Origin of the sequence: Pelagibaculum spongiae, assembly GCF_003097315.1 — a bacterium.
Taxonomy (GTDB): Bacteria; Pseudomonadota; Gammaproteobacteria; order Enterobacterales; family Pelagibaculaceae; genus Pelagibaculum; species Pelagibaculum spongiae.
Window position 1 is genome coordinate 103,759 of sequence record NZ_QDDL01000001.1, and the last position, 24,917, is coordinate 128,675.

General features: G+C 43.5%; 18 protein-coding genes and 1 riboswitch. Of the genes, 6 read left to right on the forward strand and 12 right to left on the reverse strand.

The genetic code is table 11. The annotated features are described in order from the left end of the window. The first annotated feature begins 288 nt into the window (after window positions 1-288). Window positions 289-1,326 carry a GMP reductase gene (guaC, locus tag DC094_RS00500; protein ID WP_116686146.1) on the forward strand — a complete coding sequence of 346 codons (1,038 nt, stop codon included), beginning with the start codon at window positions 289-291 and terminating at the stop codon, window positions 1,324-1,326. Window positions 1,327-1,998: 672 nt separating this feature from the next. Here the strand turns inward: guaC and DC094_RS00505 are convergent. The 3 genes from DC094_RS00505 to acnB all read right to left on the reverse strand — a co-directional run bounded on the left by DC094_RS00505 (window position 1,999) and on the right by acnB (window position 9,020). Continuing rightward, entirely contained in the window at window positions 1,999-3,819 is a 1,821-nt protein-coding gene (locus DC094_RS00505; RefSeq protein ID WP_116685147.1) for a hypothetical protein, read from the reverse strand. Between the two features lie 479 nt (window positions 3,820-4,298). Continuing rightward, on the reverse strand, window positions 4,299-6,116 hold the full coding sequence (locus DC094_RS00510; RefSeq protein WP_116685148.1) for a hypothetical protein: 1,818 nt from the start codon (window positions 6,114-6,116) through the stop codon (window positions 4,299-4,301). A gap of 297 nt (window positions 6,117-6,413) precedes the next feature. Further along, the gene (gene acnB / locus DC094_RS00515) at window positions 6,414-9,020 is read right to left on the reverse strand and encodes a bifunctional aconitate hydratase 2/2-methylisocitrate dehydratase (protein ID WP_116685149.1); all 2,607 of its coding nucleotides are present in this window, start codon (window positions 9,018-9,020) and stop codon (window positions 6,414-6,416) included. Between the two features lie 101 nt (window positions 9,021-9,121). On the opposite strand from acnB, the gene DC094_RS22660 reads away from it, so the two are divergent. From DC094_RS22660 to DC094_RS00530, 4 genes are all read left to right on the forward strand, one after another. Beyond that, entirely contained in the window at window positions 9,122-9,244 is a 123-nt protein-coding gene (locus tag DC094_RS22660; protein ID WP_255420849.1) for a hypothetical protein, read from the forward strand. 119 nt (window positions 9,245-9,363) lie between these two features. Continuing rightward, complete coding sequence (gene purB, locus DC094_RS00520; RefSeq protein ID WP_116685150.1) at window positions 9,364-10,731, forward strand: adenylosuccinate lyase; 1,368 nt, start codon at window positions 9,364-9,366, stop codon at window positions 10,729-10,731. 169 nt (window positions 10,732-10,900) lie between these two features. Beyond that, a complete protein-coding gene (locus DC094_RS00525; protein WP_116685151.1) occupies window positions 10,901-11,389 on the forward strand; it encodes a DUF7931 domain-containing protein in 489 nt (162 codons plus the stop codon). 82 nt (window positions 11,390-11,471) lie between these two features. Beyond that, entirely contained in the window at window positions 11,472-11,768 is a 297-nt protein-coding gene (locus tag DC094_RS00530; protein ID WP_369406194.1) for an HU family DNA-binding protein, read from the forward strand. Window positions 11,769-11,861: 93 nt separating this feature from the next. Here the strand turns inward: DC094_RS00530 and DC094_RS21820 are convergent, their stop codons facing one another. After that, a complete protein-coding gene (locus tag DC094_RS21820) occupies window positions 11,862-12,044 on the reverse strand; it encodes a hypothetical protein (protein ID WP_133245418.1) in 183 nt (60 codons plus the stop codon). A gap of 453 nt (window positions 12,045-12,497) precedes the next feature. Here DC094_RS21820 and DC094_RS00535 point away from each other — a divergent pair, with 453 nt between their 5' ends. Continuing rightward, window positions 12,498-13,373: a DNA replication terminus site-binding protein gene (locus DC094_RS00535; RefSeq protein WP_133245419.1), complete on the forward strand. Its 876-nt coding sequence runs from the start codon at window positions 12,498-12,500 to the stop codon at window positions 13,371-13,373. 79 nt (window positions 13,374-13,452) lie between these two features. On the opposite strand, the gene DC094_RS00540 is transcribed toward DC094_RS00535, so the two are convergent. From DC094_RS00540 to pyrD, 8 genes are all read right to left on the reverse strand, one after another. Next, window positions 13,453-13,746, reverse strand: a complete 294-nt coding sequence (locus DC094_RS00540; protein WP_116685154.1) for a DUF2149 domain-containing protein — start codon at window positions 13,744-13,746, stop codon at window positions 13,453-13,455. Continuing rightward, the gene (locus DC094_RS00545) at window positions 13,739-14,302 is read right to left on the reverse strand and encodes a MotA/TolQ/ExbB proton channel family protein (RefSeq protein ID WP_116685155.1); all 564 of its coding nucleotides are present in this window, start codon (window positions 14,300-14,302) and stop codon (window positions 13,739-13,741) included. The genes DC094_RS00540 and DC094_RS00545 overlap by 8 nt, the downstream gene beginning before the upstream one ends. Before the next feature lies 1 nt (window position 14,303). Further along, window positions 14,304-18,917 (reverse strand): cobaltochelatase subunit CobN, encoded by a 4,614-nt coding sequence (locus tag DC094_RS00550; RefSeq protein WP_116685156.1) that lies wholly within the window; start codon window positions 18,915-18,917, stop codon window positions 14,304-14,306. A 165-nt stretch (window positions 18,918-19,082) separates the two neighbouring features. Next, a riboswitch (cobalamin riboswitch) is annotated at window positions 19,083-19,314 on the reverse strand. A 179-nt stretch (window positions 19,315-19,493) separates the two neighbouring features. Further along, window positions 19,494-20,819 carry a c-type cytochrome biogenesis protein CcmI gene (ccmI, locus tag DC094_RS00555; protein ID WP_116685157.1) on the reverse strand — a complete coding sequence of 442 codons (1,326 nt, stop codon included), beginning with the start codon at window positions 20,817-20,819 and terminating at the stop codon, window positions 19,494-19,496. After that, window positions 20,812-21,300: a cytochrome c-type biogenesis protein gene (locus DC094_RS00560; protein ID WP_241503934.1), complete on the reverse strand. Its 489-nt coding sequence runs from the start codon at window positions 21,298-21,300 to the stop codon at window positions 20,812-20,814. Before DC094_RS00560 ends, ccmI begins: the two co-directional genes overlap by 8 nt. Further along, window positions 21,297-21,821, reverse strand: coding sequence for a DsbE family thiol:disulfide interchange protein (locus tag DC094_RS00565; RefSeq protein WP_116685158.1), 525 nt, complete (start codon window positions 21,819-21,821; stop codon window positions 21,297-21,299). Before DC094_RS00565 ends, DC094_RS00560 begins: the two co-directional genes overlap by 4 nt. Beyond that, window positions 21,818-23,788: a heme lyase CcmF/NrfE family subunit gene (locus tag DC094_RS00570; protein WP_116685159.1), complete on the reverse strand. Its 1,971-nt coding sequence runs from the start codon at window positions 23,786-23,788 to the stop codon at window positions 21,818-21,820. Before DC094_RS00570 ends, DC094_RS00565 begins: the two co-directional genes overlap by 4 nt. 8 nt (window positions 23,789-23,796) lie before the next feature. Next, the gene (gene pyrD, locus DC094_RS00575) at window positions 23,797-24,792 is read right to left on the reverse strand and encodes a quinone-dependent dihydroorotate dehydrogenase (protein ID WP_116685160.1); all 996 of its coding nucleotides are present in this window, start codon (window positions 24,790-24,792) and stop codon (window positions 23,797-23,799) included. Window positions 24,793-24,917 lie beyond the last annotated feature (125 nt).

Here is a 24,917-nt window from a genome sequence, read left to right on the forward strand (position 1 = left end):
CAAACATTACAAACTGCAATGCAACCAATGGATCACTCAACTAAAATCAGCCCTAAATAAAAACCCTTCAACTGTAACTTTTTTCTGTTGCATCAAAGGACTTTCTCCCTATAATGATGCCGTATAGAAGCGGTTCTGCGGCTTAGTTATTGGTATATTTACTGATAACTAAAAAACAGGTTGTTAATGGCACTTTATTATCCATAGTCTTAGCTGCCAGCTTACCTCCACGAAATCACCTCTATACGTGCTACCTATTTTTTTCTTCTGTTTAAAATGGAAACTGGCATGCACGTAGAAACTGAAATCAAACTCGGCTTTAAAGACGTTTTAATTCGCCCTAAGCGCTCCACTCTCAAGAGCCGCTCACAAGTCTCGCTAGAACGAACCTTCTTACTGCGCCATGCAGGCGGAGACTGGACCGGCGTGCCGGTAGTCGCTGCCAATATGGATACCGTTGGCACCTTCGAAATGGCCCTAGCGCTGGCCAGCGAACAAATGCTTACCGCCGTTCACAAACACTATTCTCTTGAGCAGTGGCAGAGTTTTGCCAAGGGCTTATCACCTGAGATCTATAACTATTTGATGGTCAGTTCTGGCACTTCTGACAGCGACTTTGAAAAACTGCAACAAGTCCTCACTGCCTTGCCCAAGCTGCGCTTCATCTGCATCGATGTCGCTAACGGCTACTCCCAGCACTTTGTCGATTACGTTCGTAAAGCCAGGCAACACTTTCCCGACAAAATCATTGTTGCTGGCAATGTTGTCACCGGAGAAATGGTTGAAGAACTCATTTTGTCTGGTGCTGATATTGTAAAAGTGGGTATTGGCCCTGGCTCGGTTTGTACCACACGGATGAAAACCGGTGTTGGCTATCCGCAGTTATCAGCCGTTATCGAATGTGCCGATGCAGCCCACGGCTTAGGCGGACAGATTATTTCTGATGGCGGCTGCTCTTGCCCGGGTGATGTGGCAAAAGCCTTTGGCGCCGGTGCAGACTTCGTAATGCTCGGCGGCATGTTAGCCGGCCACGATGAATCCGATGGCGAACTGGTCGAGCAAGATGGCAAGCAATTCAAACTGTTTTATGGCATGAGCTCAACCACTGCGATGAGCAAACACGCTGGCGGCGTTGCTAATTATCGGGCCTCAGAAGGTAAAACCGTCAAGGTGCCCTACCGCGGGCCAGTTGAAGAAACCATTAAAGATATTCTCGGCGGCGTTCGCTCAACCTGCACCTATGTTGGTGCAGCGAAATTAAAAGAGCTATCACGTCGAACCACATTTATTCGAGTGATGGAACAAGAGAATCGAGTGTTTTCTTAATAGTTGATTATTATTGCTGCCTGAGAGATTGGGCAGCAATGCTATTTCGACACGAGCCTATGATTTATTTCCATTCTTTAACTACTCTAAAAAATAATTTTCTGCACTATATTTGACAAAACATTCTATCTAAAAAGAATCAAGCCAAAATACTTCGTTCACTTGCAATAAAAAAATCGACAGACACTTTAAACAGATGTTTTTTTTGATTCTTCTTTGAATCGATAAAATCGTATTTAGGGCCGCAGAAATTTTAAATTACCCTAAACGGTTTCAGTTTTTGAAATGATTTTTCTGGAGCGGAGCTACCATCCCTGGCACATAGATTCCGGAATGACGGCTCGGAGTATGTTGTAAACTACAGCGCTTCATTAGCCACTCCGTCATGCTCGCCATGGAAGGCGGGTATCCATAGGCAGGGAGAGCAAAACTATAGAATTCCCTCATATGTTCACAGGTAAAGCTGAATAATTAGCAACCGGTGTATTATTTAATTCCAAGGCCCTTATACAGCTTGTTCCTGGCAAACGCTCAGCGCAAAATTCCCATGAAAAACTCACAAGAACCCCAACTTCAGTTTAGTGCGATTGATATTTGAAAGGATTGATGAATAAATTGTGACCGAGAATAGCACCGGAACAAATTGCTATTCTCGGTCAACCACTATTTTAGTTAGTTAAATATGTCGTTAAAAATTTCAGTCATATCACCACTATTGATCCTGATATACTCGCTAACGTATTGATCGTACCATCCATATGTCTCGTCATATTGAACGTTATAATCGCTTCCATCAAGAAGGCTGGCGGTAGTTTCAAAGTCTGGGCTGAAGAACCGACCACCAGCAAAAGGAATGCGATGATTTGGGTAGCTGTATAATTCGATTCTTGGCCCTGCTGAATCGTAAACACCACTAGCATTAACTTTGTAGATGATTCCATCTGTTTGAACGTATCGTACTCCGTTGAACATAAACTTACCGTTGTAAGTACTATGTACTTCTGGATTGTAAAGTCCTTGAGCTAAGATGGATTTTATCCCATCTTCATCAACTTCCAAGTAAAATTCGCAAGCACCAATTGCATCTACCTCGGCAGGAAGGTTGTAAATAAAAGGATTAAATCCTAAAGGAATAATCTCAATCTTATAACTTGCTACTCCTAGAGGAATAACAATAGCGCTAGCTGGAAAAAATGCACTTCCTGAATATACGGCGATATTTCCAAGACGATTCACCTGCTCCGCCACCATGTTAGCTTTTTCTATAGTGTCGAAATACCTGAATCCCCTTATATCAGGTCCGTTTCCGAAATTTCCGAAATCTACACCCCATATCCCTAAAGACTCTCTACATTTAAGTTCTTCAGGTCCAGTATTGAGAGGAATCTCGTAGGTAACGATAATATCTTCAGTACGTCCATTAAGATCTAAACCACCACTCCCTAAGCTCAGGGTTGATCTATAATACCCGCCTGATGAAAAAAAGGATGATCCATTGTAAGCAATATCAATTTCAACTTCGGGTGAACTAGCCAAAGCGAAGGCATTAGTACGGTTGCGATTTTCTCCAAACAAATCAAACACATGGCCAGATTGCGCCAAAGTTAATCCGCTTTTTTCCATTTGCGTTCCGTAATAAGTTATTCTCCAACCAGCACTAATCTCTCTGCGAATATTTTCAAATACTTCTAGCATTACATCTGCAGGGTTTAATCGACCAATTATTTCATCATCAGCAAAAACTACAGATCTAGAGTTGTAAATACCCCTATGCAAAGTTATTTGAACTTCACCTGCTGATTCGTCTAATTCTAAGCCAACATATTTATCTTCACTGGGCCCTTGAGGGTTAAACTTTTTAATTTTATAAATGTTGCCATTTTGTGTGACGGTATAAACTTCTCCGTTATAAATAAACGAATCTTCAATGTCGGCAGGCACAGCTAAATCAGTTTCCCAACCGAACGTCATTAGCTTCTTCAGTTTGGTATCGTCTAGCACTCTATATGGAATTTCAACCATGGCTAGATATTGCACGCCAGCTCTGTATTCCAGGCCTGAAGGATATACAAGGTATCTCTTGGTGCCATGCGGGATGATCGCATAACGCACGCCATTTTCTTCCTCAAACAAATAAGCCCGTTGTCTGAGTACATGCTCAGATCTTCCCAGCGGACCATGGCGAGCAATGATATTAAAAGGGTTATTCCTGTAATGGAGTCCGTAACCGCTCATCCACCTTTGAATGTTCCACGGCGTCCCCCATCCATCTCTAGACGATACGGCGATTGCTCCATCTCGCCAATCTCCATAAAACGACGACCCACCAGTGCCATCAGATGACAATCCACTGGCTTGGTAAGCGTTAACAGATTCCTGCATTTCCGCAGCGTCATCAATGGCAGATATTTCGTCGGGATCTACAGAATGATCGGCCTGCCCGCAAGCCACGATAAATAATGCTGCAGTGCATAATAATAAAAAGCTTTTCATAATTATTTCTCTGCTTTCGTCAGAAGTAAAACCTAGAACCCCTCCACGTATACCGCTAGTTATCCATCGAAGCTAACACGGTCAGGATCTATTCTCTATTGGAAAAGATTTCAACAACATAAATCAACTAAAAATTCAATCCACCGACTCAAAACACCTACCAGTAAATACGAACTAAGCCATTGTTTAATAAATTAAATACTAAATAAAAAAAACACCAACACTTACAGATGCATGAGTGAATTTAATCTCTAGAGAGACACCTATTTTTAGAAAGGTTTCCCTTATCAACATGGTAAAGATCTTTGATATACCCATGATTGATAAGAATATGATAACTTGAAGTTAAATAGTTAATTCATCGAAATTAATTGTAGCGAGTACCACTAAAGCTTTGAGTGGTACAATTTTAAAAAACTAGTAAGTGATGACCGAGAACAACAGTATTAAAAATGCATTATTCTCGGCCAAACACTCGATTAATTAAATGTATCGTTAAAAAGTTCCGTCAGATCGCCGTCATTGAGCGTAAGATATTCTGCGGCGTAATAGGTGAATTGTTTGTACCACCCATGCGTCTCATCATATTGAACGACATAAGGGATAATAAAACCTGGACTATAGAACAGGCCACCAGCCAGGGGGGTACGATAGCTTGAGTAGTTGTACAATTCGATTCTTGGTCCTGCAGGATCGTAAATACCATTAGCAGCAACTTTATGGATACTTCCATCTGTTTGAGCGTACTTCACCCCGTTAAATATAAACTTGCCTTGGTACGCCCTGTATACTGCTGAAGCATATAACCCTTGAGTTAAGATAGATTTTATTCCTTCTTCATCAACCTCTAGGTAAGTATCTGAACCGCAAAGTACTCCTACATGTAATTCGTAGGTTCCGTCATACTCATAAATATGAGGTCTCAATAAAATGCGAACTTCATATATGTCAGCTGCGTTATCATAAAAAACTTCCGCTTCAGCACCGAAGTGGATTCTGCTTAAGTCAGGAGATGATCTTAAAATTCTTACAGAATTTATTTTCGATGCGATTAAGTTAGCTTCATCTTCTTCATCGTAGTATCTGAAAAAAGACGTTATTCCAAGCCGAGTATCTCCCTGCCATATATTTATGCTTTCTGTACATATGATTGCAGGTTCTGGAACAGACTCAGGAGCAGGGGCAAGAGGAAGTTGATATGTAATTATAATATCTTCAGTCTGACCAGCATGCCCTAAATTAATCCCCCACCCTGAATTCAGAGTCAGGTTATACGCACCCGATACATACGCTTGAGATCCGCCAATAATAGTAAGTTCAACGTCCGGTGCACTAGCAAATACAAATGTGCTGGTAGGATTGCGAATGGGCCCAAACAAAGTGCCTTCTTTAGCTATTTCTGCTGAAGTTAACCCTTCTTTTTCCATTTGCGTTCCGTTATCACTCACATTCCAATCTGCACTAATCTCTCTGCGAGTATTTTCAAATACTTCTAGCATCACATCTACAGGGTTAAATCGACCAATTATTTCATCATCAGCAAAAACTACAGACCTAGAATTGTAAGCATCTCTATATAAAGTTAACTGAACTACACCTGCTGATTCGTCTAATTCCAGGCCAACATATTTATCTTCACTGGGCCCTTGAGGGTTAAACTTTTTAATTTTATAAATGTTGCCATTTTGTGTGACGGTATAAACTTCTCCGTTATAAATAAACGAATCTTCAATGTCGGCAGGCACAGCTAAATCAGTTTCCCAACCGAACGTCATTAGCTTCTTCAGTTTGGTATCGTCTAGCACTCTATATGGAATTTCAACCATGGCTAGATATTGCACGCCAGCTCTGTATTCCAGGCCTGAAGGATATACAAGGTATCTCTTGGTGCCATGCGGGATGATCGCATAACGCACGCCATTTTCTTCCTCAAACAAATAAGCCCGTTGTCTGAGTACATGCTCAGATCTTCCCAGCGGACCATAGCGAGCAATGATATTAAAAGGGTTATTCCTGTAATGGAGTCCGTAACCGCTCATCCACCTTTGAATGTTCCACGGCGTCCCCCATCCATCTCTAGACGATACGGCGATTGCTCCATCTCGCCAATCTCCATAAAACGACGACCCACCAGTGCCATCAGATGACAATCCACTGGCTTGGTAAGCGTTAACAGATTCCTGCATTTCCGCAGCGTCATCAATGGCAGATATTTCGTCGGGATCTACAGAATGATCGGCCTGCCCGCAAGCCACGATAAATAATGCTGCAGTGCACAATAATAAAAAGCTTTTCATAATTATTTCTCTGCTTTCGTTAGGAGTAAAATCTAGAGCACCTCCATGTGCACTTCTAGTTGTCTATCGCAGCTAACACAGTCAAGATCCATTCTCTAATTGGAAAAGATTTCGACAACACAAATTAACTCAAAAAAATTCAAGCCGCTAATTCAAAACATCTATCAGTAAATAATAATTAAGCTATTGCTTAATTATTATTTAGCGCAAAAAAAACCCGCAATTCTCATTGCGGGTTTTTTCGATCAAAATACGTTCAATCAAAATGCTCTTGATTAAAACGCTAAAGAAAGCTGCCTATGCTGGCAGATTCTTCAGGGTGATTTCTTCAGCTTTTGCAGCCTTGGAAGTATATTGATCCATTTTATCGAAGTTCAGGTATTGGTAAATCTCACTGGCCATGCCGTTCAGACTAGCCGCATATTCCTGATATTCAGCAGGGGTAGGTATGCGACCTAAAATACCACCGACTGAAGCTAGCTCAGCAGATGCTAGGTAAACATTGGCACCTGTTCCTAAACGGTTAGGGAAGTTACGCGTGGAAGTCGACATTACCGTGGTATTGTCACCAACTCGCGCCTGGTTACCCATGCACAATGAACAACCTGGCATTTCAGTACGAACACCGGCACGACCGAAGATGTTGTAATAGCCCTCTTCCATCAGCTGCGCTTGGTCCATCTTGGTTGGCGGTGCCACCCAGAAACGAGTACTCAAACCACCACTATGTTGCTCCAGCATTTTACCTGCTGCACGGAAGTGGCCAATATTGGTCATACAAGAACCGATGAATACTTCATCAACCTTGTTACCAGATACATCAGATAACAAGCGAGCGTCATCCGGGTCATTCGGGCAGCATACGATTGGCTCTTTGATGTCCGCCAGATCGATCTCAATCACATGCGCATATTCTGCATCTGCATCGCTGCGCATCAATTTAGGATCAGCTAACCAATCTTCCATTGCTTTGGCACGACGCTCCAGAGTACGGACATCGCCGTAACCTTCAGCAATCATCCAACGCAACATGATGATGTTTGATTTAAGGTATTCAGCAACTGAATCTTCAGACAACGTGATGGTACAACCTGCTGCAGAACGTTCTGCAGAGGCGTCAGACAATTCAAATGCTTGTTCAACGCTCAAGCTATTCAGACCTTCGATTTCCAGTACTCGACCTGAGAATTCGTTGATCTTACCTTTCTTCTCTACTGTCAGCAGACCTTGCTTGATGCCGTAGTAAGGAATGGCATGAACCAAGTCACGCAGGGTAATACCTGGTTGCATTTCGCCTTTGAATTTAACCAGAATTGACTCTGGCATATCCAATGGCATAACGCCGGTAGCGGCAGCAAACGCCACTAAACCAGAGCCTGCGGGGAAAGAGATACCCATTGGGAAACGGGTGTGCGAGTCGCCACCAGTACCCACTGTATCTGGCAACAACATGCGGTTGAGCCACGAGTGAATAACACCATCACCCGGACGTAGCGCAACACCGCTACGGTTCATGATGAAATCAGGCAAGGTGTGCTGCATCTGTACATCAACTGGCTTTGGATAAGCTGCTGTGTGACAGAAAGACTGCATCACTAAATCAGCACTAAAGCCCAAGCAAGCCAAATCTTTCAGCTCATCACGGGTCATAGGACCAGTGGTATCTTGCGAGCCAACCGTAGTCATTTTTGGTTCGCAGTATTGACCTGGACGAACACCTTCTACGCCGCAAGCCTTACCCACCATTTTTTGCGCCAGTGAGAAGCCTTTATCGCTTGCTTCTACTGCAGCTGGGCGACGGAACACTTCAGAAGTACCCAGACCTAAAGCTTCACGTGCACGATCGGTCAAACCACGACCAATGATCAGCGGAATACGGCCACCGGCGCGAACTTCATCTAACAGCACATCTGTTTTCAGAGAAAATTCAGATAACACAGCACCTGATTCTGAAAGAATTTTGCCGTCATATGGGCGAACTTCAATCACGTCGCCCATATTCAAATCATCAACTGGCGCTTCAAAAACCAGCGCTCCAGCATCTTCCATGGTATTGAAGAAAATTGGTGCAACTTTGTTACCGATACAAATACCGCCACCGCGCTTGTTAGGCACGCCAGGTAAGTCTTCGCCAAAGAACCACAAAACAGAATTGGTTGCAGATTTCCGCGAAGAGCCAGTACCAACAACATCTCCCACAAAGGCAACTTGGATACCCTTGGCTTTAATCTCTTCTATCTGAGCCATCGGTCCAGTAACACCCTGCTCTTGCGGGGTCAGGCCATCGCGCTCCATTTTATATGCAGCACGAGCGTGCAAAGGAATATCTGGACGAGACCAAGCATCAGGCGCAGGAGAAAGATCATCGGTATTGGTCTCACCGGTGACTTTAAATACCGCAACTTTCAGGCTTTCTGGTACTTCAGATTTGTTAAGGAACCATTCCGCATCAGCCCATGACTGCAATACCGCTTGGGCATTGGCATTTCCGGCATCTGCTTTTTCTTTAACGTCATGGAACGCATCAAACACTAATAAGGTGTGCTTGAGCTCTTTAGCAGCCAATTCAGACAATTCAGCGTCATCTAGCAACTCAACCATGGTGGCAACGTTATAGCCACCCTGCATCATTCCCAATAATTGAACAGCTTTCTGTTTGCTTACTAGGGCGCAGCTTTGCTCACTTTTTGCAATCGCGGATAAAAAGACTGCTTTTACATAAGCAGCTTCATCAACCCCAGGAGGAATACGATTTTCCAAAAGATCTAGCAAAAATGGCGCTTCGCCAGCCGGGGCATTATTCAGTAACTCAACTAGGCCAGCTGTTTGTTCAGCATCCAGTGGCTTTGGTGGCACACCTTGCGCTGCACGTTCCTCTACATGTTGACGATATTGTTCTAGCACGACTTTTATCCCCTCATCTACAGGGTCTTGAGACCCGTCCAGCAAGCAAAAGACATGATTGACACACTACTAGGCAGCTGTCTGTCGATCATGAAACCAAAATGGCTCGATTCAGTAGTTTGTTCTTGTTTGGCAGCAAAAAACTGACTGATATCGACCCGGGGGCGACTATTTTACCCTTATTGAGCGTGAAAGTTAATGAAAAGCTTGATCAACCGACTTGACAGTTCTCTGAGCCTTGAGAATTTTTTCAGATAAAACCATAAACGACTGCCGTTAAACAACAGCTTGGGGTAGTATGGCGCCCCAAAACTCCTATCAGGCAGTACGAGGGCAGGACCCGATGGAACTCTCCAGTCTCACCGCAATTTCCCCAATCGATGGTCGCTATGGCGGCAAAACAAGTGCACTCAGAACCATGCTGAGCGAATTTGGCCTGATACGTAATCGGGTAAAAGTCGAATCTCGCTGGTTGAAGTCTCTCGCAGAAAATCCTGCAATCGAAGAAGTACCTGCATTTAGTCAGGATGCTTTAGAGGTTCTCGACCAATTGGAAAATGAATTTTCTGAGTCGATGGCCCAAAGGGTTAAAGAGATCGAACGCACCACCAATCACGACGTGAAAGCAGTGGAGTATTTGATCAAGGAACACATTGCTGATTGCCAAGAGCTCAATGCGGTCAGTGAATTTGTTCACTTCGCTTGCACATCGGAAGATATTAACAATCTGTCACATGGCTTAATGCTTAAAGAAGCGATGGACCAGGTCGTACTTCCTTTGATTGAGCGCCTAATTGGTGCTATTGAGCAATTAGCCAAAGAATTTGCTAACGCGCCCATGTTGTCACGGACCCATGGCCAAACAGCCTCACCCACCACCATGGGTAAGGAAATGGCAAATGTTGCTTATCGTTTAAAGCGTCAGCATGCACAATTAATTCGAGTTGAATTTCTGGGCAAAACCAATGGCGCAGTAGGTAACTACAACGCTCACCTGGCAAGCTACCCAGAGATTGACTGGCAAAATCATGCCAAGCAATTTATCGAAGGCTTAGGGCTGCAGTTTAATCCTTACACCACTCAGATAGAGCCACACGATTATATTGCTGAATTGTTTGATGCAATGGCGCGCTTTAATACCATCCTGATCGATTTTAACCGCGATATTTGGGGTTATATTTCGCTGGGATATTTCAAGCAAAGAACCATTGAAGGCGAAGTAGGCTCGTCTACTATGCCGCACAAGGTCAATCCAATTGACTTTGAAAACTCAGAAGGTAACTTGGGCATGGCTAATGCCGTCATGGGGCATCTGTCTGCCAAGTTACCTATTTCCCGCTGGCAGCGTGACTTGACTGATTCAACTGTTTTAAGAAATCTGGGCAGTGGTTTTGCTTATAGCTTGATTGCTTTTGAATCAACGCTTAAAGGCATCTCCAAACTGAAGCTCAACAGCCAAGCACTAGCTGATGATCTAGATAGCAGTTGGGAAGTATTAGCGGAACCGATACAAACCGTGATGCGCCGTTATGGTATCGAGAAGCCTTACGAAAAACTTAAGGCACTCACCCGCGGAAAAAATATCGACAAACAAACCATTGCTGAATTTGTTGCAACTTTGAATATGCCAGAGTCTGCTAAGCAAGGTTTAATCGATATGACACCAGCCACCTATACCGGCAATGCGTCCGACCAAGCATCCAAAATTTAAAACATTCAATGCTCAACCAGTACAGACGGCTAGTCAACTAGCCGTCTCACTGCTCAACGGCACCATCTCTACCTCAAACGCTATAAACGTAATCTCACTAATCCGTCTATCCTCAACGTAATAAACAGGGATTTTCAGGACAGGGACGCCAGCAAAAAGGTTGCGCGTCATGAGTAGATTTAAACTAGCCACATACAGCTCCGAGCCAATTAATAAAAGTGAAGATTTTCGCAGTAGCCTGGACTATCTAGACAGCCTATTAGGTCGTTGCGGCAATTCATTAAAAATTTACCGGCCCGAACTAGCTGATCAAAGCCTCAAAAAAGCACTCAACGAGCATATCGTAGCCCGCTTGATTAAAAATCAATGCCGCGTTTCTATCTTGGTTTGTGACGGGCCTATGTTTGTCCATAACTGCAAAGACTTGGCACGATTAAGCCGCAAGGCACCTAGTTTGGTTCGAGTCCGCCGACTATCAAGGCCATTCTGTGCTGAAAGCTTTTTTATAACTGGTGAAAATGGCTTTGCAACCATGATTAGACCGGGACATTGGATTACTACAGAGAGCCCTGCCATGGCGCAAAGAATGAGATATGACTTTGAAAGAGACTGGCAAAAGTCCAATGCAAGCGGCTCATTAGGACAATGTTACTTATAAATATTCTGGCATTTCATTTTGTTCGATCTATCTTTACAGCAGACGGGTTGTTTGACCCGGCGAAACCGGGCAGGAAGCCTTTATACAACAGGGAGAAATCACCTTGAAAAAACCAGAATTGATTGCTGCTGTGGCAGACCAAGCTGAATTAAGTAAAGCTCAAGCTGCAAAAGCGGTTAACGCTATCGTAGAAACCATTACCCAAGCGGTTTCCAAAGGCGAAGATGTTAGTTTGATTGGCTTTGGCAGCTTCCAGTTACGCAAACGTGCTGCAAGAAATGGCCATAATCCTCAAACCGGTAAAAGCATTAAAATACCTGCATCCAAGTCAGTCGCATTTAAAGCAGGCAAGTCATTGCGCGAAGCTGTAAATAATTAATTCGCATTATTTAAAAACGGAAACCTCTTTTGGTTTCCGTTTTTTTATGAGCAAACTCGGCTCACTTCTGCCTTACATACCTGACATCGCCATTCAAGCGTCCACTTTTTCATAATCACAGACACCCATTGCACCAACTAAATCAGCAAACAACTGAATCAAAGTATTTCTGTCTTTGAATCCACTAATGCTGTTGACGTCTGGCTCCAGCATTCTGCGTCTACGTCGCTTTAATTGGCGCATCCATGCTCGGAACATACCGTTTGAGTTCGCCATTCCGTCACATAAAAGTGAATATAATTTATTGCACTAAAGCAAATAGCCTAAAAAACAAAAATAAGCTTTCAGTTGACTTGGGATCACTTTCACTTTTCCAAGTAGAGCATTTCGGCTACAAATTTAATTTCCTACACCGCAAAACACCGAAAATTATACCGAAAATTAAATACTCTGATAGATTCAGTGCAAAACCATTTAGCCGCTTAACTATTTCAAAATCACTTACCCTACGATACACCGCACCTATATAACGGCCCTGTGATGACAATGATTCACCACTGCACCTTACAGCTCAGGCGAAATAGCGATAATTAACCGATCTATCCTGACGCAACAACTAGCAACACTACCAAGCCCGGCTAACCTGAATTAACCTCACAGCATGACCAACTGCTTGCAAAACAAGCCAACATCAACAATGATAATGGTATATTAACCATGGAAATTAACATGATTGCTGATCTAATTACTTCGTTGGAGCAGCTGCTAAGCCTGAGCCAGCAGCTGGGTGGCTCAATCGCAGCACAGAAGAATTTCGCAGCTTGGGTACAACTACCTGATGGCGAAGCATCTTTTAACCAACCAGCTCAAAGCGCTGCAATAAAAATCTTCAATCAATATCAGTACCTCGATGAGCAACCATCTCGCAACACGATCACCATGCCTGGGCTGCTCGCCTGCACTGCAGAAACCCTCTCAATTGCTACGCAGCTCAATGCAGCAAAGCAGCGCTTTGAAAAACTGATGCAACAATTAAAAACAGAAAAAATTAAGCGCGATGAAGAAAGCCTCACCGCGAGCATTGAACAAATATTAAAATTAAGAAATGTTGAAGCATATGAAACGCTCAATCGACATGGTCTGGCTCGTTTGAATCTTCGCCAGTGCTATCGGCAAATAACCGTGCTAGAACAAAAGCCACTCAAGGTAAGCTGGAGTTGGGCCAACACTCGGGCAATAAAGAAAATCAAAACATCCAAAGCAATAGAAATGCTATTAAAAAGACCCGACAGCGATGCAAAAGAAGTTCAGCTGGCCAAACTGCAAACCTTAACTGCGGACACTTTGCTTGCCCAGGTTCAACAACTAACCCCTCATCGCCGAGTCAATTTGGTGTTTAAAGAACAAGATCAAATTCGCCGGCAAATGATTAAAGGTTCGCTGCCAATATTGTATCCCGACCTAGCAAACCAAAAACTACCCGATTTTCGACCCTGCAGCGCTCAGCCTTCTCGTGCAGATCGATTGGAACGCTTGGACAAAAAAATCGAAGAAGAAGTTTTTATCCCTTCATTACGAATTCATCGATATATCGAAAATAATTAATTAACAATTGAGCCTGTAACTAATCTTAATGAAAAGCCCTGAACAGGGCTTTCAATTATGGCTCAAACTTTCCAAGCTTTTAGTTACCTTCCCCAATCAAAATCAGCTTGCCTGTTTTGGGATCTTTATAGACCTTACCAACCGCTTGATAACCGCTACCTGCTTGTTGAATACCTTGCGGAACTTGCGGCAATTCTCTACCCTGCTGGATTTCTGTTTTCTGAAAATGCTGTTTTAAATCTGGGCTGGCAGCAACTAATGCAGCAATCAACCCACAAGCAAACACCAGCATGATATCCAGCAGATTAGCCATTGGCCCCATTGGCTCAGCATCCTGTTCATCAAACCGGTTTCGGCTAAATCGATCAACCATCGGATGCCACCTTTATCGTTTTCTGTGCACTAATCGCTGCGACTGTTGATTGACTGGGCGTATTTGTTTGTTCGTCAAATTGTTGAGAAGCTTGGTGGTTTGCTAACGAAACTTGTTGCTGAAGATCCATTTCATCAAGTAAATCGCTGTACCAGCGTCGTCGAAGCCGAGCTAAAACAAAACCGAAAATACCTGCCAACAACCCCATAACCGTAGTATCGAATGCAACCGTCATTGCCGTAGTTAAAATTTTCAGTTCACCATCACCTAAAGCTGCCAGGCCAGGCCCAAGCGGGATTAGAGTACCCATCAAACCCAGCATCGGTGAAATTCGAGTAATAAAATCAGCTCGCTCAATACGTTTTCTAGCTAATTTTTCAACTTGATTAATAGTTGCTTTTTCAGCCAACTGTTTTAATCCGTCAAACCGCTCTCCAATTGCTTGCCCTGCTTCCCAAATCGATAAGAATACCATTAAGATCAGCAACCAAATTACTGGTTCAAGCAGCCAATTAGTGAGCTGATGCATTAATGAAATTGAAAAAGATGACAACATATTAAATCCCTCTTCGCCCTTTCGCGATACCTGCAATCATGAGCAAAAACAAAAGAACAACAGCAGCAATCAATAAATGATTTGGTTGATCAACCACTTGTTTCGAATCACTTTCAGAGGCTTGCCGTGCATCTTCGGCTTGCTGCGCATCCTCTGAAATAGTCGAATTATCTTTTGGATCTTTTAGCTTTGACAATGGTTTATTCAATTGCTGGTTTACAGATTTCTCATTAGTGGCAAGTTGGTTTTGATTATCTTCTTTTAACTTATTGTCAGTGGCAGGTTGGTTTAGCTGAATTTCCTGAATCGTAATCGGTGACGATACCAGCTGACTTTGCTCGGGTAATCGACTGGCATCTAGCACTGCTTGAAGTTTAAGGTTAAGTGCCGGAGCCAAATAATTTTGAATATTCTGATAAATTGGATGGTTAGCATGAGTATGTCCGCTACCGGGAATACCATTTTTAACGATACTTTCTGCAAACTGATTAGCTAACTGTTTTAAGGTTTGTTGATCGGTTTGCCAAAAGCCTTTTTGCGCTGCAATTAACATTACCGCTAAAATATTACTTGTTACTTGCTGGTTATGACCTTGCTGTAAAAAATCATCCAAACCCAGCTGTAATTGATCATCTATGTAAACTGCCTTTACTTCATCCCACACCCAAGACTTAATCATTTCAGGGCTAGTAACCTGCCAACCCCAAAGATATTCAATAAATTCACTACCCATGGTTCTGGCACCCGCATAACCTTGCTTCATTAATGGTTTAATCCACTGGGGATTAAAAAACCGCCCTCGTAACTCACTAGTTAAAGCCAATTGCAATGGATCAAGACGGGCTTTCTCTGCCGATGCATGTTGAATTACAAAGCTGTCTGGGGCTTTACCGGTAACGGTTTCAATCGCCAAATTTAAACCACCAAGATAATCAAACGCATCATTGTTATCAATTAATCCATACAAATTACTCGCACGACCTAGATAACTTTTTCCTACCTTTTCTAACTGGGCAGAAAAAGCTTTCTGTGCACTAATTCCTTGGGCATTAATACCATAAGCGTGTCCCATCCGTGTAATGTAGGCTTGACCTAATTGCTGGCGATCATCCCAGCTACCTGAACGCTCAACTAATCGGTTAATCCCTGCGCCATAAGCACCTGGTGCCGTGCCAAAAATTCGCAAGCTGGCTTGACGACCTATTTGCTGTTGCGATAAATGTCCACCTGAAGTTCTCAATAATAACCTAGCTTCATCTAACCAGTTTGCCGCAACTAGATTGTTTTCTAATGGTTCATTTCCTAACAGATCCTGTTGATTCACTCCTGCTGGTAGCGCTTGCAATGCACTATTCAAAGCCAGAGATAATGCGGGATAATCTTGTTGAATGGTGACACCACTTGCTGCCAGCGCCATTAATACAGCCTGATCCAGCCAGAGAATTTGCTTACCGTATAAATCTCGAAATAACCCCGACGTAGTTAATAGCACATCATGTCGATTGGGCCTTTGTGGTGTTAATGGCACCAATGTCATTTGTTTAACAATGCCTCGGCTGTTCCATATTGGCTTGACTCCTAACATATCAAGTGCAAATGCAATCATCGCGCCTTCATCGCGAACCGCATCAGATGCCCAAAGAATTACTGCTTCTTTTTTTGTTAATTGTGCTGGAGTTTGATTTTCTCTGGCCTTAGCGGCTAATTCAGCACCCAACTGATAACCCAACGGGGTTGGCAATAAACTACTATCTAGCGCATGAAAATTTCTCCCAGTGGGTAATACCTCGGGAGTTTTTATCGGGTCATTACCTTTCGCCGGTGCAACAAAACCACCATTCAATGCATTGATAAAACTATCCATCTCGGCTTTGGGTGATTGCTGTAGATTGGCTTTCCAGCGCTGCTGTTCCTTATTAAGCGCTGCACTTTGACCTTTTGCATTTTCTGCTAGCGAGCCACCAATCATTGATTGTAACATGGTGTCTATCGCCGGTTTTTTCCACGGCTTGCCAAATATATGCAAACCAAGCGGCATAAAACTTTCTTGGAGTTTTGTTAAGTAATGCCCTACTTCATGTAATAAGAAATCATCTTCCACTTGATCAAAACCAATCCCTCTTACCTGCAGTTCTTCATCCATACTGGCTTCTAGCGCATCTCTTAAATTCAGTTCCTCAATTTTTTGACGAATTTGTACTACAGCACGTTTTACGGTTGCTTGATCAGAAGCCGCTTCAGCACTTTCAATTAATTGGCGCAAGCTTAATAAGCCATCATAAAGCTCTGTAACTGCCAAAGGTGGTGTTAAATGGTCAATCATTACTGCCATACCGCGACGCTTTGCCTGAATACCTTCTCCGACTCCATCAACGATATAAGGATAAATGCTCGGTAAACCTGCTACCATTTGTCGAGAATAATCATTAGCATCTAGGCCAAGGCTTTTACGTGGCAAAAATTCATAAGTGGAGTGACGCCCTACATGAACTAACGCGTCAGCCTTAAAATGATTTTTTAAATAATAATAAAAAGCCATATATTGATGCGGTGGCGGAAATGACATATTGGCGTGCAACAATTCTTCATTTAGTTCCCAACCACGAGGCGGCTGCGGCCCTACAAATATATTGCCAAATTGCACCCCGGGAATCAGCAAACGATCTTGCCATACCATCGAGTAACCCGGTGCTTCACCCCAGCCTCGCAGGCCTTCAATTTCTAAATCAACAATGGCTCGAATATACGTTTTAGCTTCTTGTGCGATCTGCTTCGCCTGGCCGACCGTAGACTGTACAAGCATGGTTTGATATTGCTGTTTGACTTGGACTAATAGCGACAATGCTCTTTGACGATTTTGACTTCTTACGCCGTCAAGCACATGGCGTAAATCTTCCAAAGTCCGGAAAATTGTTTCTTGCAACAGCTGCTTAGCTTGTTTTTGCTGCCAGTTTTTACTAACTAGCTGCGTATCAACAACTGCTGTTAACCACCCTAACGGACCATCAACCATTTCCTGCTGAATAGGTTGGGGTAAGCTGGAAAACCATTGCTGATAATCATCACTGGAAACACCTGCGATTAATGACGACATTTTAGCCAATGCCGATTTATCTTGAGGTAAATTCACGCCTTTTTGTTGTAATAAATCTAGTAATATTTGCGGTGTTTCAGGCAATGTCCCTGTTTGATAACCTTGCGCCTGCAAATTAACCAACATTTGCCATAAAGAATCAACAACATTTAAATTATCAGCACCAATGTTATGCCGACCCGGTGGGTGGTTATAATAAATTAGTGCCACTCTCTTCTGTTGATTGGCTTTAGTCGATAACGATAACCAACCATTAATTCGCCTAAGCATATAGTCTATTTGTTCAGCTATCGGTTGACTGGTCGTTATTTTTAACCCAGTTAGTGAATCGGTCGTTGTCACAGACGTAGCCGCTAACACTAATGGTTGGCTAACTCCCTGTAGTTCGGGCATTGCCACACGATAATGCACTGAATCTGCTGGCAACCCTTGGCTGGAAAGTTTCCACTGTGCGTAGGAGTATTCTGTGAGTCGGATTCCCTTTAAAACTGGCACATTTAATTGCTGTAATTTTTTACTGACTTTCAAACGACCTTCTCCACCACCCAGCACAAAATCTTGCAAAGATACAACGGCTAATTTTATTTCGGATAAGGAGATTTTATTTATTTGGTTAGTTTGTTGTTGGCGGAATAATTGCTGAATCTGAGAAATGGCATAAACCGTGGGTTGCCCCCAACCAGCCAACACCGACAGGCATTGATAGGAAGTAGCCTTACAAATTTGCTGATGTAGCGCCCAATCGCCTGGACGGTCAGCAGCATCATGATCAAGCAATAATAATATTGGCTGTTGCCAATCAATTTGATTGGCAAGTTTCGCTAAACTGTATGGCCTTGCTTGTAAAAAATAACGAACACTCGCAGGTAATCGCGGTGGAAAGCGCATTAATTGTTCAGAAAAACTGGTTTCTGTAATTAATAATCGCCAAATATTAGCCACATTCTGGTTGCTTCTGGCCCTCCAATAACTGGTCGCTAATAACCAACGAGAAAATTCAGGAAAGCGAATTTGTTGCTGTTTTAACCAGTTGTCAATTTCATCAGCTTCGGTAGGTTTGGAAAATAACTTTTTCTTTTGTTGTGCTGACAAACTCTCAAATGGCAATACCTGTGCTGACTGTCGGTTCAATTTTAATAAACGATGATCGCTATTAATCACCATAATCGAATCATTTTGAATATTCATAGCCAACAAGCGCTCTACTAATTCACCGAACACCGATGCAATCAATAGTTGATCACTTTGTTTGATCAGCTCAAGTAACGCCGGTTGATCCATCGCTTGAACTTGACTTACGCTGCGCAGTTGAATTTTTTGATCCGGAAATTGTTCTAAATATCGATGAGTTGCTGCTGCTAATGCAGCTGCCGACCGATCAGAAACGATCGCCAAACCACTATATGAAGTAGTCGGTGCCACGGATAACGGAACGTTAGCCAGAACCGATATCGGAAAAAAAACTAAAGCGAACCAACTAACGAGCAGCTTTCGAGCAAAGAGAAATAAAAAATTGCGCATGCAGAACTCCTGAAGCTAACACACGCACCAACACAGGAGAGCACATAACTAAACCAGCTCAAGATATTAAGGACCGTTAAAGACCTACATATTGAAGCGATTTAGGTGCACGAGAACACACGATTTCCGTAATACGGAAATAGCGATTCGGATCACCCCGCCCGATGCATTTATAGTATTCAGGCCGGTCTCCGGGCTGGGATATAATAGGGAAAACTTACTATTTGACCTATTATGTCGAGCCTTCCCATTCATAAATAAATGAACAGTGGCTGATTCGACTTAAAATCCTTACCGTTGCGGGGGCAGCACAGGTTACTCCTGTTTCCCGATTATCACTGAAGCTACTCTGGCGGCATTTAGCCAATTCAAAGTAACCGGTCGTGCACCTGAAAATTGGCGCACAGAGTAACTGTAAAGTTGCTTCAGCTCAATTGATTATTTTTTTGTAATTAAACATCGCTTTTTCTTTACCTACTGACGCTCTAATTTTTATCTCCTATTCAATGCATCAACCAAAAAAAATGGCCACTATGTTTCCATAAGGGCCATTTTTATTCAGGATCGAATTTCGATTTAAGGAATTAATCTATCAATGGTTAATTGATACATTGAATTAGCTAATTCAACTGGCCCCAAAATCCCTTCCAGATCACCTGATGATGCAGTAGGTCCACCGCCTTTAACTAAACGAGCAACTACCATTACTTTTTGTCCGGCGACCAAGGGTGCGCCAGTCATGGTATTACTGCCATCAATGGTGACTTCCAGCGGTAAGCTATTAGCACTTTTACGCACTGCAGCAAGTGGTGGCCCACCAGCTAAAGGTCGTAAGAATACAAACAAACTATGGTGTCCGTCGATTGCATTTTTCAATTGATCTGACAAATCCAAACTGACGGTAATGCTAATATCTGCTGCGTCGGAAGATGAAGCGACTCCTGCCTGAGTATCAACTTGAACATCAGGCTGCTGAGCAACGGTTGGATGCCCTTGTGGCATAGCTTGGCCATGCGGTGAAGCTGTAACACTGCCTAATTCTTTCTTAGCAGAAGCAATACTTTTATTAAGCAAAGAAGCCAAACGCTCTTCATTTGGATAATAATTAATCACCGTTTCCCAAGCACTAACCGCAGCCCGGAAATTACCCTGCTGATATTCACCCATACCCAGCACAACCATGCTGGAATAAATTTCAGGTGCTTTTTCCCAAGCTTGATTTAAAAGGTTGCGAGAAAAAGTAGTCAAGCCTTCATTATTCACCAGCGCCCGAGCGTAATTGAGCATGGCACGAGGGTTACCTGGATCATTATTCCAAACTTTACCCCAAGCTTGAGCAGATAAGTCAGGCCGTTGCACCTGATCTAACGCCATGCCTAACAGCGGCCAGCCCTCTTGGTTTAATTCACCGTTCTGCAAACCTGCTTGCAATACTCGAATAAACTCACCTGCATTATAATCACCCAGATCTGATGGTAGATCTCCAGTGATAATCGCCTGCTTAGCTAATTGATTCAGTTCGACCGTTGCTTCCATCCACTTAAAAGCTTGCGGATCGCGCTTGGCAATATAAATACCACCCACTAGCAATGGCAAAATACACAAAGCGGCAATAATCGCTGTTTTACCTGAGTTAAAATCAGCGGTATCAAAGCTGCTTTTAGCGCTAGCATCTTGAAGTAACGTTAACTTGAGTTCTTTTTCTAGTTTTTGGAAATCACTGGGATCTAATAATCCTGAGGCCTTATCTTGCTCTAGATCTACCACACGTTCTTTATAAGCTTGAACGTTTAAACCTTGAGGGTCTTCTGCTTTAAATTCTGTTTTCTTCCAAAGCGGAATCGACAACACCAGTAGCGCCAGTAAAACTAAAACAACACCGGCGAATACAAATTCAATCATGCTTCTTTTGCTCCTGCTTCAGCAAATCGGAGACTTTTCTTTCTAGATCTTCATCAGCCTTGCCTTCATTTGCCTCGACTTCGGCAGTTTGCGCCTGCCCCCGAACAAACTTAAAAACAATGAAGCCACCTAGCAACAACAAAATCCACGGGCCAGACCAAAGAATTAAATTAATCCCGCCGGTATCTGGACGATAACGAACAAAATCACCAAAACGATCGACTAGAAAATTAACAATTTGATCATTGCTTTCGCCCTGGCGTACTTTTTCATACACCAGTTCCCGCATATCAATTGAAATTTGCGAATTAGAATCAGCAATATTCTGGTTTTGACACTTAGGGCAGCGTAGCTCTTCAATTAAATCTCGATACCGTTCTTGCTGCTGCACGTTATCAAATTCATAAACATCAATCGCAGCAAAACTAGCCATAGAAAAAACCATTGCGGCAACAAAGGTAATGCCTGCCAACAATTTCATGATTTACCTCCAGCAATAAGTGGCTGAAGCGTTTCCTGCCAAAATTTAACCGTCATTTCACCGGCATGGCGATAGCGAATCACGCCTTCTTTATCGATCAAGAAGGTTTCTGGAGCACCATAAACCCCTAGATCAAAACCCAGCTTGCCGTCAGGATCAAAAATATTAACCGCATACGGATCGCCTAACTGGTTCAGCCATTGATTCGCAGCACCACGCTCATCTTTATAGTTAATCCCATAAATATTGACGCCCATATCAGCTAACTTCATCAACGCTTTATGCTCAACCCGACAAGTCGGACACCAAGTAGCCCAGACATTAATTAATGCTGGGCCTTGGATATCGAGCTTGGAGACGGTTTTACCCGCCTCCAGCTGATTGAGTTGAAATTCAGGAAACGGCTTGCCAACTAAGGCAGATGGCAATTTGGTTGGATCATTTTGCAATCCAAAAACAAATAATCCGGTCAACAATCCAAAAACAGCTAATGGGATAAATAAAAGCCATTTATTTTTCATGCAGTTTTCGCTCCCTGAGCCAATTTAGCTTTGGCAGGCTTTCTGGCACGATATCGACGATCGGTTATTGTCCAGAAACCACCCAACCCCATAATCAGTGCGCCACCCCAAATCCAGCTGATAAAAGGCTTGTAATAAATACGTACTGCCCAAGATTCGCCCGCAAGAGGCTCACCCATCGCAACGTATAAATCGCGCGTCCAACCGGTATTAATTGCTGCTTCAGTCATGCTGTTTTTATTCACGGTATATGAACGTTTTTCTGGCTGCATGATGGTTAACATATCACCATCTTTCCACACCTGAAGTTGCCCTTGAGCCGCAGTATAATTCGCACCACGGACTTCTTTGACACCCTGCCAGATAAATTCATATGGACCTGATGCGACTTTATCGCCGACTTCCAATCGCACAGTTTTTTCAACCGAGTAGGCACTCGACATCACCACACCGACAATCGCAATCGCCACACCGATATGAGCCGTTAACATGCCCTTGTAGGAAGGCGTTAATTTCCGAACACCTGAAAAAAATGACGGTGCATTTTTAGTCTTTTCTTTAACTTGGCGAATCGTTCCGAAAAGCACCCAGAAAACCAAAGTCATGCCAAGAAAGGTGCCACCATCTGCGCCGCCATAAAGTGCCAACGGCAAACCAACCCCAGCAGCCACTGCTGCCAAGAGTAAAATTGGATAGTCTGGCAATAATTTACGAGGATCATTTTGTTTCCAGCGTAAATTCGGTGCAAAGCCCATTAAAGCTAACAAACCCAAGGCTAAAGGAACGAACATAAAGTTAAATACTGGCGGCCCAACTGAAACCTTGTTGCCCATTGCATCGGCCAGCAGCGGGAACAAGGTTCCTAACAGCACACCCATACAAGCCACAACAAACAGCAAGTTATTAACCAGCAGCGCCGATTCTAAAGAATAGGGTTTGTAATGGCCTTCACCTTTTAATAACGGTGCTTTAATCGCAAACAAGGTAAATGAACCACCAACAACGACGCAGAGGAACATTAAAATAAACAGACCACGGGTTGGATCAGAAGCAAAAGCGTGAACCGAGGTTAAAACGCCAGAACGCACCAAGAAAGTGCCTAGCAAACTGAGCGAGAAGGCCAAAATTGCCAACAACACCGTCCAGCTTTTAAATACACCTCGTTTTTCAGTCACTGCCAATGAGTGAATCAAAGCTGTACCGGCCAACCATGGCATTAACGATGCATTTTCAACTGGATCCCAGAACCACCAGCCGCCCCAGCCAAGTTCGTAATAAGCCCACCAACTACCTAATGCAATACCAATAGTCAGGAATGCCCATGCAGCAGTAGTCCATGGTCGTGCCCAGCGCGCCCAGGCCGAATCTAAACGACCAGAAAGCAACGCCGCTAAAGCAAAGGCAAACGCCACTGCAAAACCGACATAACCCATATACAAGGTAGGTGGGTGAATGATCAGGCCGAAATCCTGCAACAGCGGATTTAAGTCAGCACCATCCAGTGGGAAGTCAGGCAACAACCGGTCGAATGGATTGGAAGTAATCACGGTGAATAGCAAAAAGCCCACCGCAACCATGCCCATAATCGCCAGCACACGAGAAATCGCCGCTAATGGAATATCGCGACTAAATGCTGCAACCGCCGCACTCCAGCCAGCTAATAAAGTTGCCCACAATAATAAAGAGCCTTCGTGTCCGCCCCATACTGCTGAAAGCTTGTAATACCATGGCAGCAAACTATTTGAGTGTTGTGCTACATATCGAACAGTAAAATCATTGTGCAAAAACGCTTGGCTTAAGCAAACAAACGCAATTACTAAAAATAAGAATTGCCCCAGTGCTGCTGGTCGAGCTAGCGCCATTAGTTTAACCGTACCTTTGCTGGCGCCAACCAGTGGTAAAGTTGCTTGCACCATAGCCATCACCAGAGCGATGATTAGCGATAAGTGGCCTATTTCAGCGGTCATTCAACACCTCAGTGGGTATGGCTGAAGATTTTCCGGGGAAATCCCGGACCTTGATAAATCAACCCGGTATAGATCTGTACTAGATCTGCACCGGCATCCAGTCGTTGCATTACGTCTTCAGGCTCCATTACACCGCCCGCTGCAATCACAGCAATTCGGCCATTCACCTGTTTAACAATACTATCCAACCTAGCTGCTGCTACCTCTTTAAGTGGTAAGCCGCTTAAACCGCCTTTTTCTGCACCATATTGATGCTGTTCAACTTGGTTACGGGACAAGGTGGTATTGGTTGCAATCACACCATCTAATTCACACTGCAATATGATCTCAACAATCTGCTGCAGTTCCGCTTCAGAAAGATCAGGTGCCAGTTTAACTGCAATAGGACAATACTCTGCCTTCGCTAACTGAGCATCTTTCAATTGAGAGAGCAAATCCCTCAAAGCGTCACCATGTTGAAGATCGCGCAGATTTTGAGTATTAGGCGATGAGATATTAACCGTCACATAATCAGCTCGTGAAGCTACCTTATCAAAACAGATCAGGTAATCTTCTACCGCTTTAGAGATAGGTGTATCGAAATTCTTACCAATATTGATACCGGTCACGCCTGAGTAACGGCTGGAAGCTAAATTTTCCAGCAACTGATCAACACCATGATTATTAAAACCCATCCGATTGATGATCGCCTGATGTTCCGGTAAACGGAACAATCTGGGTTTCGGATTGCCAATTTGAGCTCGTGGGGTGACCGTTCCAACTTCAACATGGCCAAAACCCATAGCGCCCAAACCATCAACGGCAACCCCTTCCTTATCCAAACCGGCAGCAACGCCAATCGGATTATCAAATTCCAAACCCATCACCTTGCGAGGCTTCCACAATCCGGGCTTGAGATGTTGAATCGGTAAGTGGCCAGCGAGGGACAAAACCTTCATGGTCAGTTCATGCGCCTGCTCAGGATCAAGCTTGAAGATCAATGGTCGTAACGCGGAGTAGATCATCTGTAACTGCACTCAAATCAGGTTTGGCGCATTCTATCAGAAAGTTGAGTGATCTCGGGGAGTCTATAAAGGGCAAATGTGGGAAAAAAGTGCAAGACAATCATGCTGGTCAGCATCACAAACTA

What these genes read in the sequence shown, in the direction of transcription:
- guaC (WP_116686146.1), top strand. Translation starts at nt 289, where the DNA reads ATGCACGTAGAAACTGAAATCAAACTCGGCTTTAAAGACGTTTTAATT.
- DC094_RS00505 (WP_116685147.1), bottom strand. Translation starts at nt 3,819, where the DNA reads ATGAAAAGCTTTTTATTATTATGCACTGCAGCATTATTTATCGTGGCT.
- DC094_RS00510 (WP_116685148.1), bottom strand. Translation starts at nt 6,116, where the DNA reads ATGAAAAGCTTTTTATTATTGTGCACTGCAGCATTATTTATCGTGGCT.
- DC094_RS22660 (WP_255420849.1), top strand. Translation starts at nt 9,122, where the DNA reads ATGGCTCGATTCAGTAGTTTGTTCTTGTTTGGCAGCAAAAAACTGACT.
- purB (WP_116685150.1), top strand. Translation starts at nt 9,364, where the DNA reads ATGGAACTCTCCAGTCTCACCGCAATTTCCCCAATCGATGGTCGCTAT.
- DC094_RS00525 (WP_116685151.1), top strand. Translation starts at nt 10,901, where the DNA reads ATGAGTAGATTTAAACTAGCCACATACAGCTCCGAGCCAATTAATAAA.
- DC094_RS21820 (WP_133245418.1), bottom strand. Translation starts at nt 12,044, where the DNA reads ATGGCGAACTCAAACGGTATGTTCCGAGCATGGATGCGCCAATTAAAG.
- DC094_RS00535 (WP_133245419.1), top strand. Translation starts at nt 12,498, where the DNA reads ATGATTGCTGATCTAATTACTTCGTTGGAGCAGCTGCTAAGCCTGAGC.
- DC094_RS00540 (WP_116685154.1), bottom strand. Translation starts at nt 13,746, where the DNA reads ATGGTTGATCGATTTAGCCGAAACCGGTTTGATGAACAGGATGCTGAG.
- DC094_RS00545 (WP_116685155.1), bottom strand. Translation starts at nt 14,302, where the DNA reads ATGTTGTCATCTTTTTCAATTTCATTAATGCATCAGCTCACTAATTGG.
- DC094_RS00550 (WP_116685156.1), bottom strand. Translation starts at nt 18,917, where the DNA reads ATGCGCAATTTTTTATTTCTCTTTGCTCGAAAGCTGCTCGTTAGTTGG.
- ccmI (WP_116685157.1), bottom strand. Translation starts at nt 20,819, where the DNA reads ATGATTGAATTTGTATTCGCCGGTGTTGTTTTAGTTTTACTGGCGCTA.
- DC094_RS00560 (WP_241503934.1), bottom strand. Translation starts at nt 21,300, where the DNA reads ATGAAATTGTTGGCAGGCATTACCTTTGTTGCCGCAATGGTTTTTTCT.
- DC094_RS00565 (WP_116685158.1), bottom strand. Translation starts at nt 21,821, where the DNA reads ATGAAAAATAAATGGCTTTTATTTATCCCATTAGCTGTTTTTGGATTG.
- DC094_RS00570 (WP_116685159.1), bottom strand. Translation starts at nt 23,788, where the DNA reads ATGACCGCTGAAATAGGCCACTTATCGCTAATCATCGCTCTGGTGATG.
- pyrD (WP_116685160.1), bottom strand. Translation starts at nt 24,792, where the DNA reads ATGATCTACTCCGCGTTACGACCATTGATCTTCAAGCTTGATCCTGAG.